The organism is Streptomyces sp. NPDC052040, from assembly GCF_044548405.1.
Lineage (GTDB): Bacteria > Actinomycetota > Actinomycetes > Streptomycetales > Streptomycetaceae > Streptomyces.
This window is the reverse complement of record NZ_JBIUBV010000001.1, coordinates 1,310,253-1,324,043: the sequence shown is the minus strand read 5'-3', so window position 1 is coordinate 1,324,043 and position 13,791 is coordinate 1,310,253. Positions and strand designations below refer to the sequence as shown.

General features: G+C 73.9%; 9 protein-coding genes. 7 read left to right on the top strand and 2 right to left on the bottom strand.

Annotated features, from left to right (window positions below; translation table 11 throughout):
* Positions 1–302: 302 nt before the first annotated feature.
* Complete coding sequence (locus ACIHAA_RS05645; RefSeq protein ID WP_399813512.1) at positions 303–1,847, bottom strand: ricin-type beta-trefoil lectin domain protein; 1,545 nt, start codon at positions 1,845–1,847, stop codon at positions 303–305.
* A 287-nt stretch (positions 1,848–2,134) separates the two neighbouring features.
* Here ACIHAA_RS05645 and ACIHAA_RS05640 point away from each other — a divergent pair, with 287 nt between their 5' ends.
* The 7 genes from ACIHAA_RS05640 to ACIHAA_RS05610 all read left to right on the top strand — a co-directional run bounded on the left by ACIHAA_RS05640 (position 2,135) and on the right by ACIHAA_RS05610 (position 10,956).
* Positions 2,135–2,434 carry a WXG100 family type VII secretion target gene (locus tag ACIHAA_RS05640; RefSeq protein WP_399813510.1) on the top strand — a complete coding sequence of 100 codons (300 nt, stop codon included), beginning with the start codon at positions 2,135–2,137 and terminating at the stop codon, positions 2,432–2,434.
* A 110-nt stretch (positions 2,435–2,544) separates the two neighbouring features.
* Positions 2,545–6,969, top strand: a complete 4,425-nt coding sequence (locus ACIHAA_RS05635) for an FtsK/SpoIIIE domain-containing protein (RefSeq protein WP_399813507.1) — start codon at positions 2,545–2,547, stop codon at positions 6,967–6,969.
* The gene (locus ACIHAA_RS05630; protein ID WP_399813505.1) at positions 6,969–7,247 is read left to right on the top strand and encodes a hypothetical protein; all 279 of its coding nucleotides are present in this window, start codon (positions 6,969–6,971) and stop codon (positions 7,245–7,247) included. The genes ACIHAA_RS05635 and ACIHAA_RS05630 overlap by 1 nt, the downstream gene beginning before the upstream one ends.
* Before the next feature lie 22 nt (positions 7,248–7,269).
* Positions 7,270–8,787, top strand: a complete 1,518-nt coding sequence (locus ACIHAA_RS05625; RefSeq protein ID WP_399813503.1) for a hypothetical protein — start codon at positions 7,270–7,272, stop codon at positions 8,785–8,787.
* A gap of 14 nt (positions 8,788–8,801) precedes the next feature.
* Entirely contained in the window at positions 8,802–9,527 is a 726-nt protein-coding gene (locus ACIHAA_RS05620) for a hypothetical protein (protein WP_399813500.1), read from the top strand.
* On the top strand, positions 9,524–10,267 hold the full coding sequence (locus ACIHAA_RS05615) for a hypothetical protein (RefSeq protein ID WP_399813498.1): 744 nt from the start codon (positions 9,524–9,526) through the stop codon (positions 10,265–10,267). Before ACIHAA_RS05620 ends, ACIHAA_RS05615 begins: the two co-directional genes overlap by 4 nt.
* A 35-nt stretch (positions 10,268–10,302) precedes the next feature.
* Positions 10,303–10,956 (top strand): response regulator transcription factor, encoded by a 654-nt coding sequence (locus ACIHAA_RS05610; protein WP_399813496.1) that lies wholly within the window; start codon positions 10,303–10,305, stop codon positions 10,954–10,956.
* Here ACIHAA_RS05610 and ACIHAA_RS05605 read toward each other — a convergent pair.
* Complete coding sequence (locus ACIHAA_RS05605; RefSeq protein WP_399813494.1) at positions 10,880–13,333, bottom strand: AfsR/SARP family transcriptional regulator; 2,454 nt, start codon at positions 13,331–13,333, stop codon at positions 10,880–10,882. The two genes, ACIHAA_RS05610 and ACIHAA_RS05605, sit on opposite strands and share 77 nt — an antisense overlap.
* Positions 13,334–13,791: the final 458 nt, after the last annotated feature.

Sequence of the window (13,791 nt, the reverse complement as noted above, 5' to 3'; positions counted from 1 at the left end):
GTGGCGACCCGCCTTCCTCAACAGTTGCACGCTGAACAGTTGTTTCCGCCCATCCGCACGCTGGCAGGGCGCAGTCTTCTCGCACGCACGGGGGCGCATACAGGGCTCACACGCGCACCGGGGGAGGTGCATGCCCACCGCCGCAGGGGCCGCCGAGGGGTGGCGCAGGTGGTCTCCGCTTCCCCGGCCGTCCCCGGCGCGGTGCGACGCTACGTCATGTGCGGGGTGCCGAAGAGGGTCTGGGGCGCCCGGCGGGGAGGGCCCCTCGTCCGGTGGCGGTCGCACCGGCGACCGGCCTCGGGTCAGCGGCGCTTGAAGACGCTCGCGGGGCCGGTGCAGGGGGCCAGCCGGACCGCCGTACCGCCGTTGGCCTCGCCGATGCACAGCTTCGCCTGCTGCGAGTAGACGGTGCCGCCCCGCACCGAGAAGAGCTGGGCCGGGTTGCCGCTGCACCGTGCGACCTGCACGACCGTGCCGGGAGTGGTGGCGCCCCAGGCGGCGTCCATGCAGAGGCCCTGACTCTGGAGCGTGCCGTTCACGGCCTGCCACGACTGGTTGGCGTCGCCGTCGCAGGCGGCCAGCGAGAGCGGTGTGCCGTCGGTGCCGGGCCCCGCGCTGAGGCACTTGTTCGCGGCCGGGTTGACCAGCGACGAGCCCGCCGGGGGCGCCACCGGACCACCGGACGCGGACGGCGCACCCGGGGCCGGGGTGCCGGAGCCGCCCGCTCCCGCGGTCGTCGGGGCGGAGCCCGGCGCCGTCGCGGCCGTACCCGCTTCGGTGGTGGCCCGCGCCACCGGCGCGGCGGGCGAGGAGCCACGGTGCGTGGTGGTCAGGACGACGGCCACGACCACCACGGCGACGGCGGCAGCAGCGGCGGCCATGGTGGTGCGACGGCTGAACCGGCGGCCGTCCCCGGGCCCCGCCGGGGTCGCGGGTCGGGCCGGGGCGGACGGCCGGGGCCGGGGCACGGCGGCGGGCGCGGGACCGGAGTCGGCGTCGGACTCCTCGGGGCCGGGCAGCGCCGACACCTGGTCGAGCCGCCGGGACACCGGCTCGGCCAGGAAACCGGTGTCCACCATCCCCTCGGCGTCCAGGACCAGGCGCCACCGGGGCTGCTCCATCCGGCCGAGGACCACCACGGTCCAGCGCCCGGACGGATCCTCGGCGACCCGGTGCAGAAACTCGCGGGCCCGGCCGTCCGGCGGTCCGGCCAGGATCAGCACCGCGCCGTCGATCCCCGCCAGCGTGGACGCGGCATGCCCCAGGGACTTGGCCTCGATGATGTCGTCCGGACCCGCCGGGCCGGTCTTGAACCCGATCCGCGCCACCTTCACCTCCCGCGACCACGGGCTGCTGGTGAGTTCCCGGGTCCAGTCCTGGGCCAGCAGCCGCGCCTGGCGGGCGTCGCCCTCCAGTGCGATGATGCCGCCCGCCCGCGCCAGGTTGAGCAGCACAAAGCCCTCGTGGGAGCCACCGAGGGAGACCAGCTGCGGATAGGGGTCGGGAAGCGTGTCCGACACCGCGACCGACTGGAGCCTGCGCAGCGGCGCGTGCCAGACCCTGCCGTCCTGTTCGCAGACCCAGTCGGCGGGCGGCCGCTCGTCGGGGGTGCTCAGATACAGCCGTACGGTCTCGGCGCCCACGACGACCGCGTGCACGGCCGGGACCTCGCGCGTCTCCTCGTGGCAGGCGGTGGTGAGCGCGCGGACCACCCGGTCCACGGTCCACAGGCCGTGGTCGGCGCGCGGGGAGCCGGGCCGCGCCCCGGAGCCGCGCCCCGGACGGAGCCGGACGAGCCAGGAGCGGCGGGGGGAACTGCGCTCGGTGGATCGGCTCGGCAGAGTCACCTTCGTCTCCTCGGCTGTGATGGGCGGGCCCGGCCCGGCGGAGGCCCCTCCCGCGCGGTGTCGGCGTCGGGTCCGCAGTGTCCTCAGATCGTTCGCCGGGGGCCGTGAAGGTGTCAACGGCGGGCGGGGGTGGGCCTTGGGCCCAGGGGCCCAAGGCCCACCCCCGTCGCCCTGGACCGGCCGTCCGGGCCGTTCCTAGCATCGTGGACGTCCACGGCGAACCTGTGGGTGCGAGCCCAGGCCGGGCAACGCCGGGCAACGACCGGCAACACAGAAGGGACACCCCGATGGCAAACGTGAATGTCACCTACGAGGAGATGTCGGACAGCGCGAACCGCATGCGCAACAACAAGAGCGACATCGACGCGAAGCTGACGGAGTGCAAGAGCATCGTCGACAGCCTGACCAGCTCGGGCTTCGTCACCGACCAGGCGTCGGGCCGGTTCGACGAGGTGCACACCGAGTTCGTGAACTCGGCGAACCAGGCGATGGAGACCCTGGAGCAGCTCTCCCAGTGGCTGGACAAGGCCGTGGACGCGATGCGCGACATGGACACGCAGCTGGCCGGTTCGCTCAACAAGAGCTAGGGCCTCTCGGCCGGATCCGGAAGGCGGGCCCCGGTGCCCGTCCTTCTTCCCGGTCCCGTCCGCTCTCCCGAAGCAGCCGCGCCTACGAGGAGTGGGGAAGCAGCAGTCCCATGATGATCACCATTTCCCGGCTCCCGGACTGGTCCGCCGATGTCGTCGTGGACGCCGAACCCGCCACCAGCGTCCGGGACGTCGTCAAGAACCTGCTGGACAGCCTGGCCCTGACGCAGGCCCCGGCAGCGGGCGACCCGACGGCGGCCCGGGTCTTCCTGGCCGGCCGGCTGCTCGACCTGGACCAGCCGCTGGCGGGCAGCGGGATCCAGGACGGGGCCGTCCTCTGGCTCGACGAGCCCGGCCCCGCCGAGGGGCACCGGTCCGGTCTGGTCACCCTGCGCGCCGTGGCCGGTACCGGTGCGGGCCGGGTCTGGTACCTCGACGCGGGTGAGCACCACATCGGTGTGGACCCGGCGGGCGGTCTCACCGTGGACCAGGAGCAGCCGGAGGCCGCGGTCGCCGTCATCCGGGTGTTCCTGGACGCCCGGGTGCGGGTGCGCACCGGCTCCGGGACGGCCCTGCTGGAGCGCGCTCCGCTGCCCGGCCACGAGGTGCTGTGGCGGGAGCGCGCCCAGCTGATCGTCGGGGACACCGTGCTGGAGGCGCACGCGCTGCTGCGCCCCGACGCCGTGGTCGCCCCCTCACCGGACGGCGGCTATCTCGACTACAACCGGCCCCCTCGGCTGCTGCCGCCGGTGCGGCGCACCGCGTTCAAGCTGCCGGGGCAGCCCAAGGCACCGGCGCTGAACGCGCTGCCGTGGCTGGCCGCGGCGCTGCCCGCGGTCTTCGGCGGCGCGATCGCGCTGATGTCGGACAACCCGATGTTCCTGGTGATGGCGGGCATGTCACCGGTGATGATGATCGGCAGCTGGTGGACCGGGCGGCGCCAGGGCAAGCTGAGCCACCGGCGGCAACTGGCGGAGCACCGGGCCGTCCTGGACGCCACGGAGGCCGAGATCTCCGCCGCGCTCGACCAGGAGCGCCTGGACCGCAGGGCCGCATCCCCCGATCCGGCCGAGCTGTCGGTCATCGCGACCGGACCGCGGGCCCGGCTGTGGGAGCGCCGTCGCACCGATCCCGACCATCTGCTGGTGCGGGTCGGCATCGCCGATCTGCCCACCGGTATCGCCGTGGAGGAGGGGGACGGGAACCGGCGCCACCGCGAACTGCGGGCCGCCCAGGACGTCCCGGCCGCGTTCTCCATCGCGCAGGCGGGCGTGGTCGGGGTGGCGGGGCGGGACAACTGGCCCCGCCACACCACTCGTTGGCTGGTCGGCCAGTTGGCCGTGCTCCAGAGCCCGCGCGATGTGCAGCTCTACATCCTGACCGACCCGGCGGGCGAGTCCCTGTGGGAGTGGGCGACCTGGCTGCCGCACACCCGTCCGATGCTCGGCCAGCAGGCGCTGGCGCTGGTCGGCGCCGACGCGGAGACGCTGGGCCACCGGGTCGCCGAGCTGACCGAGCTGATCAAGGCGCGGCGGCAGGCCCGTCTCAACGCCGGCGCCGGGGCAGCCTCCGCGGACCCCGATGTGATCGTGGTGATGGACGGCGCCCGGCGACTGCGCGCCCTGCCCGGGGTGGTGACGATCCTTCAAGAAGGTCCTGCGGTCGGTGTGTTGAGCATCTGTGTGGACGCCGACGAGCGGACCCTGCCGGAGGAGTGCGCCACGGTCGTCGTCGGCGGCCCCGGGAGCCGGGCCAGCCTGCGCCGCCAGCGGGAGGCGCAGATCGACGGCATTCGCGCGGACGAGGTCGCCGACACCTGGTACGAGGCCGTGGGCCGCTGTCTCGCCCCGCTGCGCGATGTCAGCGAGGGCCAGGGCGAGGCCGCGCTGCCCGCCTCGGCCCGGCTGCTGGAGGTGCTCGGACTCGAGGAGCCCACCGCCCCCCAGATCGCCGCCCGCTGGCGCGCCTCGGGCCGCAGCACCAAGGCCGTGGTGGGCTACTCCCTCGACGGCCCCTTCGCCCTGGACCTGGTCAACCACGGTCCGCACGGTTTGGTGGCCGGCACCACCGGATCGGGCAAGTCGGAGTTCCTCCAGACCCTGGTCGCCTCGCTGGCCGTGGCCAACCGCCCGGACGCGATGACCTTTGTGCTGGTGGACTACAAGGGCGGCGCCGCGTTCAAGGACTGCGTCGATCTGCCGCACACCGTGGGCCTGGTCACCGACCTGGACACGCATCTGGTGGAGCGCGCCCTGGTCTCGCTGAGCGCCGAACTGACCCACCGCGAGCATCTGCTGGCGGCGGCGGGCGCCAAGGACCTGGAGGACTACCTCGACTACGCGGAGCGGCGGCCCGTCGAACTGGCGCCGGTCCCCCGGCTGCTGATCGTCATCGACGAGTTCGCCTCCATGGTCCGCGAGCTGCCCGACTTCGTCACCGGACTGGTCAATGTCGCCCAGCGCGGCCGTTCGCTGGGCATCCATCTGATCCTGGCCACCCAGCGGCCCTCGGGCGTGGTGTCGGCGGAGATCCGCGCCAACACCAATCTGCGGGTCGCGCTGAGGGTGACCGATCCGGCGGAGAGCACCGATGTCATCGACGCCCGGGAGGCGGCGAGCATCTCGGCGGCCACTCCGGGGCGGGCGTACGCCCGGCTGGGGCACAGCTCGCTGATCCCGTTCCAGACCGGTCGGGTCGGCGGCCGCCGACCGCTGGGCAGCCAGCAGGCGGTGGTGGTGCCTCCCTTCCTCCAGCCGGTCTCCTGGCTGGACCTGGGCAGGCCGGTGCCGCAGCGTCCCCGGGGCACCGTCGAGACGGACACCGAGACCGACCTCGCGGCGCTGGTGCGGACCGTCGAGCAGGCCAACACCCTGCTGGGGATCGCCCCGCAGCGCCGCCCCTGGCTGCCGCCGCTGCCGCTCTCCCCCGTCGTCGAGCTGCCCTCGGAGCCGGTGCGCGGCGAGCACGGCGAACCGGTGTTCTCCTGGGCCGTACAGGACCTGCCGACGCAGCAGCGCCAGGAGCCGGTCACGGTCGACCTGGCCACCTTCGGCCATCTGCACATCATCGGCGCCCCCCGCTCGGGCCGCTCCACGGCGCTGCGGACCTTCGGCGCCGCCGCCGCGGCCGCCTCCGGTGTGGCCGATCTGCATCTGTACGGGCTGGACTGCGGCAACGGCGCGCTGCTGCCGCTGAGCAGGCTCCCGCACTGCGGCGCGGTGGTGCAGCGCTCGGACGCCGACCGGGCCGCGCGGCTGCTCAAGCGCCTGCACGCGGAGGTGCTGAACCGCCAACGCATCCTCGGTGAGGGCGGGTTCGCGGATCTGGCCGAGCAGCGCGCGGCCGCCCTGGAGGCGGAGCGGCTGCCGCACATCGTGCTGCTGCTGGACCGCTGGGAGGGGTTCATGGGCACCCTCAGCGAGTACGACGGCGGGGCCCTCACCGATCTGATCCATGTCCTGCACCGGGAGGGCGGCAGCGCCGGGGTCCATCTGGTCATCGCCGGTGACCACATGCTGCTCAGCGGCCGGATGGGCTCGCTCTGCGACGACAAACTGGTGCTGCGCCTGGCCGACCGCAGCGACGCCAGCCTGGCCGGGCTGAGCCCCCGTAAGATCCCCGAGCATCTGCCGCCGGGCCGCGGCTACCGGGCGACCAGCGCCATCGAGACGCAGGTCGCGTTGATGGCGGCCGATCCGGCGGGCCCGGCCCAGGTCGCGGCGCTGCACGCGCTGGGCGCCCGGCTGGCCGAGCGGGAGGCGGGGGTGCCGAAGTCGGCGCGCCCCAACCGGATCGCGGTGCTGCCCACCCAGCTCTCCTTCGAGCAGGCGTGGGAGCTGGTCGAGGCACCGGCCCCGATGTGGGCGCTGCTCGGTGTCGGCGGCGACGAGCTGGAGCCGGTGGGCGCGGACCTGCTGGGCGACCAGCCCACCTTCCTGGTCGCGGGGCCGTCCCGGTCCGGGCGCAGCACCGCGCTGTGCGTCATGGCGGAGTCGCTGCTGCGCGGCGGGGCGGAGCTGGTGATCGGCGCTCCGCTGAACTCGCCGCTGCGTGCCTTCGAGGGCCGCGCGGGGGTGCGCGGTGTGCTGACCGCCGAGGCCCCGGCGGAGGCGGACTTCGCCGGGCTGCTCGACCCGGGGGACGGGCCGGTGGTCCTGCTGGTCGACGACGCCGAGGTGTGGCGCGACCTGCCCTGCCGGGACTGGCTCAAGGCGTTCGTCCGCAGGGCGTCGGGCGCCCACCGGGCCGTGGTGCTCGGCGGGGACGTGGCCTCGGTGGCGATGGGGTTCTCCGGCTGGCAGGCCGAGGTCAAGCGGAACCGGCGCGGTGCGCTGCTGTCGCCGCCCAATATGAGCGACGGCGACCTGGTGGGCGTACGGCTGACCCGTTCCCAGCTCGCCGCCCGGGTGGTGCCCGGCGCGGCCCTGGTCCATCTCGGCGCCGGAAGCCTGACGAGTGCTCAGGTGCCGCTGCCCGCCCGGCCGCTTCCGGCCGCCGGGCCCGGCACACCCGTCCCGAACCGGCAGGAGCAGTGATGGCAGACATCGTGGTGAAGGACCTCCAGGACCTGGTGAGCGATCTCAACGAGCTGATCGGCCAGTTCGAGGGCGCGCTCGACTTCCAGAACGACGACAAGGGGCTGTGGGGCCAGCACAACGCCAATCTCTCGATGGGCGACTTCGCCGACAACTGGACCGTCCACCGCGACGCCATGGTCAAGGACATGAAGGCCCTGCGGGACCAGGTCACCAAGATCGACCAGGCCTGGGCGCAGGGCGACACACAGCTGTTCCAGTCGTTCCAGAACGGATGAGGGGCGAGGTCGAGGAGAACCGATGAGCATCAGGAATCTCGGCGACTGGTCGCCTCTGGATCTGGACTCGGACCCGGTCCGCGCCGACCCCGACGTGGTACGGGACGCCCAGAAGCGGTACCAGCACATCGCCGCCACCATCGACGACGCGACCGCCAAGCTCCAGAAGATCGTCGGGACCAGCAGCGACAGCCTGGCGGGCCAGTACGTCGAGGGTCTGAAGTCCTCGGCGAACTCGCTCAACGACCGGCTCACCAAGGCCGGTGTCCGCTACCACGACGTGGCCGACGAGATCGCCAAGTACGAACCCGATCTGGACCGGGGGCTCAGCGAGACGGCCGGAGCGCTGACCGACGCCGAGGCCGCGCACGACGCGCAGACCAAGGCCAAGGGCATGCCGGACCCGCAGAAGAAGCCCGACGGCACCACCGACCCGGACGAACAGGCCAAGGGCGATGCCAAGAACAAGGCCACCTCCGACGCGGACGCGAAGATGGCCGCGGCCAAGACGCGGCTGGACAACGCCCTCAACGCGCTGAACACGGCGGGCAAGCGCTTCGGCGACGCGGTCAACGCCAAGAACTACAAGGACGGTCTCACCGACAGCTTCAAGGACAAGCTGGACGCGGTGATGGCCAAGATCAGCCAGATCTTCGCCATCATCGGCATGGTCCTCGCGGCGCTGGCCATCCTGATCCCGGGGGTGAACGTGCTGGTCATCGCGGGGGTGGTGGCCGGGGCCATCACCCTGGTCGCCAACATCGTGCTCTATGTGGACGGCAAGGGCAGCCTCGCGGACGTCATCCTCGGCGCGGTGGGACTGGGCCTGGCGGGCCTGGGCGCCATCGCCTCCGTCGTCGGCAAGGGCATCTCCAGCGCGGCCAAGGCCGCGGCGAGCGCGGGGGCCCGGCCGCGGCCGATCCCGGTCGGCGGCGGCAACGGGGGCATCCCCATGGTGCCGCTGCGGCCGGTCGGCGCGGGCGGCCGCCCCACCCCCAACTTCTCCCGGCCCTTCGGACCGGGCAATCCGCGCCCGGTGCCCAACTTCTCCCGCCCCTTCGGCCCGGGCAACCAGCCGGGCGCCGCGGCGTCCGGAGCGGGCCGCCCGGTGCCCAACTTCTCCCGGCCGTTCGCCCCGCCGCCGGCGAACGCCGCCACCAGCTGGCAGAACCTGTCGGAGTGGTTCAACAACCCGGCCACCAACTGGCTGTTGGGCAAGTCCGGCGCCGTCACCCCCGACATCGGGTTCTGGGCCTCCACCTGGAGCCAGCTCAAGGGCGCGGGCTCGATGTGGGCCACCCTGCTGACCAACCCGGCGCAGTTCGGCAAGGACTTCGCGTCCATCGTCGCCGGTATCAAGGGCGCCCAGGATCTGGGAGCCGTCGTGGCGGCGGCCAATCTCGGCAAGATCTCGCCGCTCTGGTTCGCCTGGGGCGGTCTGAACGGCGCCTTCGGTCTGGGTGCCGGGTTCATCTACACCGGCGGCCGTCTCAAGGGCTGGATCCCCGCGGCCAATCCGCCCGGTTATGCCACCGCGTGAGCACGGGAGAGACGATGAGCGGCGAACTGCTGGAGCTGACCAGGCTGCCCTGGCACTGGGAGTGGGTGCCCAAGGGCCTGCCCGGCGAGCCCGACCCCGACACCTGGACCGGGCATCTGGTGGCCCTGTTCGCGGAGTGGACGGCCGAGGGCGTGGCCGCCGTCCGCGAGGCCTGGCCGAAGGACGCCGGGGCCGAATTCCCCTTCACCACCGACATGGTGGGCCGGGACACGGCCCGCTGGTTGCGGGAGCGTGCGGAGCAGTTGCCCGAGTGGTCCCGGCTGGCCTGGGGCGCGGCCTTCGTCGAGGGGCGGCCCCGGTGGGCGCCGGTCCCGGTGGTGGTGGAGTTCCGCGGGCCCGAGGCCGAGGATCCGAACTATCTGATGGACCTGGTGGGCGCGCGCGGTCTGGAGTGCGACGCACGGGAGCCCGTCGTGGACTACGTGACCACGCCGAGCGGTGACGGAGTGCGGGTGTTCGCCCTCTGCCGCAGCCCGGAGGGTGCGGCCTACGCACGTCTGGACGCCGCGCTGCGCCTCGATGTGCCGCCGCGGGGCGGTGCCCCGGGCAGCAGCGCGGACGTCCTGCTGAGCACGTCCGTCTTCGAGATGGGGCTGATGGCCTTGATCGGCCCCGGAGTGGAGCAGTTGATGCAGCAGATCGCCGAGGAGTGCGCCCCCGCGGACGGGGGCCCGGCCCGGCTCGGCTTCCTCGCGGCGGCCGGGGAGGGGCAGTCGTGATCGACTTCGAACTCGTCGTCCCCGAGGGCTGGGTGCAGATCCCGACCACCCCCGACACCTCCGTGCTGCGGCGCCGGATCATCGACGAGGTGATCCGCCACCATCTGCCGGACTCGCTGCCGCGGGACAAGGTCGGTCCGTGGCGCCGGATGCTGCGCCGGGAGCTGACCGAGGCGACCGACGAGGCCGCCCGGCAGAACGCCCGCTCGGTGCTGCTGCCGCTGGAGGAATTCAGCGGTGTGCGGCTGCCCGGATCGCTGCTGATGACCGTCCTGGAGTCGGAGGCGCAGCGTGAGGAGGACATCGAGGACCCGGAACAGCTGCTGGCCTCCGTGCTGGCCGACGCCGGGGACAGCGGCACCTATCTGGAGATCGGCGGCGGCCCCGCGGTCCGGGTGGCCTCGGTGGTGGAGAGCGGCCGTATCGGACGCAAGGCGCCGTCGCAGCGGATCTCCTACTACGTGTCCCATCCGGAGGCCCCGGGCGTGTGGGCCCTGCTGACCTTCACCGTGCTGTCCGACGGCGATGTGGAGGCCGCGCCGGTCCAGGCCGTCGTCATGCTCTTCGACAGCCTTGTCGCCACCCTGCGCTGGGCGGACCGGGTGGACGTCCCCACCGAGGACGAGGTGCTGGCCGAGCTGGCGCAGCTGACCGGGAGCGCCGGGGAGCAGGAGGCGGGGCGGGACGGGGACACGGTGACGGCGGCGGCCGGCTCTGAAGGCGGCCTGGACCGTCCGTGAAGAGGGCGTGAAGCGGGGCCCGCCAGGCTGGAGCCATGACTCGTCCCCCCATGGCTCCGCCGGTCGGCCCCGGCTCCCCTCTGGTGCGGATCGCCATCACCAGCCCGGACATCCTCGCCCAGATCCGGCAGGTGTTCGCCAGCAAGAACCTGGATGTGGACATCGTCCGGATGCCCTATGTCGAGGTCGCCGTCCGGCCCGCCGCGGGCGCGGCCGGGACCGGCCGCCCCTGCGTCGAAGCGGGGGCGCACCACCCGGTGCTTCCTGACCCGGCGCCCGTCGTCCGCCCGGTGCGCAGGCTGTGCGCGGAGTACCGGCTCAATGTGATCGAGGCGGCCGACCGCCCGGCGGCCGGGTCCCCCGCCCCGGCCGGTCCGGCGCCCGCCCGCCCCGACGCGGCCCCGGCACACGAGGGGGTGGACCTCCCCCTGTCACAGCGTCAGCACGAGGTGATGACCCTGGTCTCGCGCGGGGTCCGCAACGCGGAGATCGCGGCACGGCTGCACCTGCGCGAGAAGACCGTGAAGAACCACATCAACCGGATCTTCCGGTCCCTGGGCGCGGACAGCAGGGTAGAGGCGGTGCTGATCTGGCAGAGCCGCCACGACGGCCCTATCCCGCACGCCGGACGGGGTCCCGCTCGGACGCATGGCGCGGGCCTGCGTCCAGTGCCCCGAGGAACGCACTGACCTCGGCGGCTTCCGCGGTCCCCGACTCCCGCAGCCGCGCCAGCGCCTGGACCGCGAGGTCCCGCACCTGTACGGGGGACGCCCCGGTCGCCCCGTGCACCTGGGCGAGGCCGAACAACGCCAGGCCCTCCCGGTGCGTGTCGCCGTCGGCCCTGGCGAGCGCCAGGGCCTCCCGCAGTCGGCGCAGTGCCGTCCCGCCCCGGTCGGCCCCGTCGTCGCCGAGCCGGGAGCAGGCCGCGCTCAGCCGGTGCAGCAGCAGGGCCTGGGCCCTTTTGTCGCCGAGCAGTTCGGCGCTGCGCAGTCCGGTCCTGAGCAGTCGGACCCAGTCCCCCGCGTCCCCGGACTGCCCCGCTGCGACACGGCGGTCGTGGAGCAGCCGGGCCAGCTGCCATGCCTCCGTATGGCGGCCGATCCGCTGCGCGGTGCGCACCAGCGGCGCGGCATCGTCCCACTCCGGGACGTATCGCGTCGGCCGCTGCCCGGGCCGGTCCGGGGTCAGGGCTTCCACATACCAGTGCAGCAGCCGTTCCAGGGCCCGGCGCCGGGAGGCGTCCGTCTCCGCGCCGAGGCACAGCTCCTCGGCGTAGAGGCGGGTCAGCTCGTGCATGCGGTAGCCGGTGCCCGCGGTCTCCACCAGGTGCTGGGCGGCCAGGTTCCGCAGCGCGGCGGCGGCGGCCGGGACGGGCAGGTCCAGCAGGGCGGCGGTCGCCTCGGGGCGGATGGTGGGCCCCGGGAGGAGGCCCAGGGTGCGGAAGGCGTGCGCCCCTGCGGTGTCGAGCCGGGCGTAGGACCAGGAGAGCACTCCGCGTACGGAGTACAGCTCGTCGTCGGGCATCTGGAGGGCGTCGAGCCGGTGCCGTACGTCCTCCAGGTCGGCCACCAGGTCGGCGATCCGCGCCGAGGGGCCCGCGGTCGCCTGCTCCGAGGCGATGCGCAGCGCCAGCGGCAGTCCGTCGCAGAGTCCGGCGAGGCGGCGGGCGGCGCCCAGTTCGGCGCCGACCCGGCCGGATCCGATGGAGGCGGACAGCAGTTCCAGCGACTCGGGGACGCTGAAGGGGGGCAGGGTCACCCGGCGGGCCGAATGGCGCACGGCCAGCCCGCTGAGCCGGTTGCGGCTGGTCACGATGGTGAAGGACGGGCCCGCACCGGGTAACAGATCCTCCACCCGCTCCGCGGAGTCGGCGTTGTCCAGCACGATCAGCATGCGCTTGTCGCGGACGATGCTGCGCCACAGGGCCGCCCGCTGCTCATGACCGGCGGGGATGTCCGTCACATTCAGCGAGGTGAGCAGATGGTGCAGGCTGTCCGCCGAGGCGCGGACCGGCTGCTTGGGGTCGAAGCCGCGGAGGTTGAGGTACAGCTGCCCGTCGGGGTAGGCGTCGGCCAGCCGGTGGGCGCAGTGCACGGCCAGAGCGGTCTTGCCGATCCCGCCCACGCCCACGATCATCACGATGCCCGGCACCCCGCCCTGCCCGGCGCCTTCGCCGTCCGCCGCGGTGCGGGCCGCCTCCAGCACCTGTCCGACCGGCTCCGCCCGGCCGACGAAGGCGCCTACGCCGTGCGGAAGTTGGGCCGGAACCACCGGCGCGGCGGCCGGTGGACGGGGGTCCGCCGGGGTACGGGGGCGGCCGTTCTCGGCCAGGATCGAGGAGTTGAGGTCGCGCAGCTCGGCCGAGGGGGCGATGCCGAGGTCCTCGGCGAGCACCGTGCGCAGATGCCGGTACTGGGCGAGCGCGTCGGCGGTCCGGCCGCTGCGGCTCAGTGCCGTCATCAGCAGGGCGCGCAGCCGTTCGTCGTAGGGGTGGGCGGCGACCTGTGCCCGCAGTCCGTCGGCGACACCGGTGGGCCGGTCGAGCCCCAGCAGCAGTTCGGCGCGCTCCATCAGCAGCCGCAGCCGGAGATCCGAGGCCCAGGCGCGGTACTCCACGGCGAACGGGCCGGGCAGGCCGCCGAGTACGGAGCCGGAACGCCAGCAGGCCAGCGCCCTGTCGTAGGCGTCGAGCGCGGCGGCGGGGGCGCGCTCACGGTCGGCCCGTGCCCGTGCCGCCAGCCGCTCGGCGACCCGCGCGTCGAGCCCCTCGGGGTCGAGCGGCAGCAGGTATCCGGCGCCGGTGCTGGTCAGCGGGTCGCCCGAGTCCGCCAGGGCCCGGCGCAGTCCCGAGACATAGGTGTGCACACTGCCGACGGCGGTGGCCGGCGGTTCGGCTCCCCACAGCCGGTCGATGAGGTCGTCCCGTGGGACCAGGCTGTTGTCACTCAGTGCGAGCACGGCGAAGACGGCTCGCTGCTTGGGCGGGCCGAGGGCGATCTCCCGCGCCCCGGCGTATACCCGCAGCGGCCCGAGCGTCTCCACGCGCAGCCGACCGTTCTCCGTCACCGTCCGTCCTCCCGAGGAATACGGTGTTCCGACTCGCCTCCGGCCGGATCCGCCACGGTGGGGCGGCGGCCTGCCAGGTTCACCATCCCGGCGGGGCCACCGTCCGCGCGCTCCGGCCAACTCCCCTGTCCGGGCCGCGGGTTCGACGCTCTCGACCCCGACCGTGCCCGGCACCCGCGATCGATGCCCTGGGAGCCGGTCAGGCTCCCGGCCGGAAACCCCTTCGGAACCCTGCGCCGTACGGAGCGGCCTTCCGGGCGGGGGTGCGTTGCGGCGTCGGCCGGTGACCGAGGCCCCGGCCACCGCCCACGGCCGCGGCGGCCGTCAGCTGGGGGCTCCGGCGAGATGCCCGACCCCGGGGCACTCAGGGCCGCAAACGGTCCGAGCACGGAGACCGTCGCGGTCGGGCCGTATGGTCTCCGCCGCGGCACCGGCACCCGCGGCCGGGGCGACCCTGT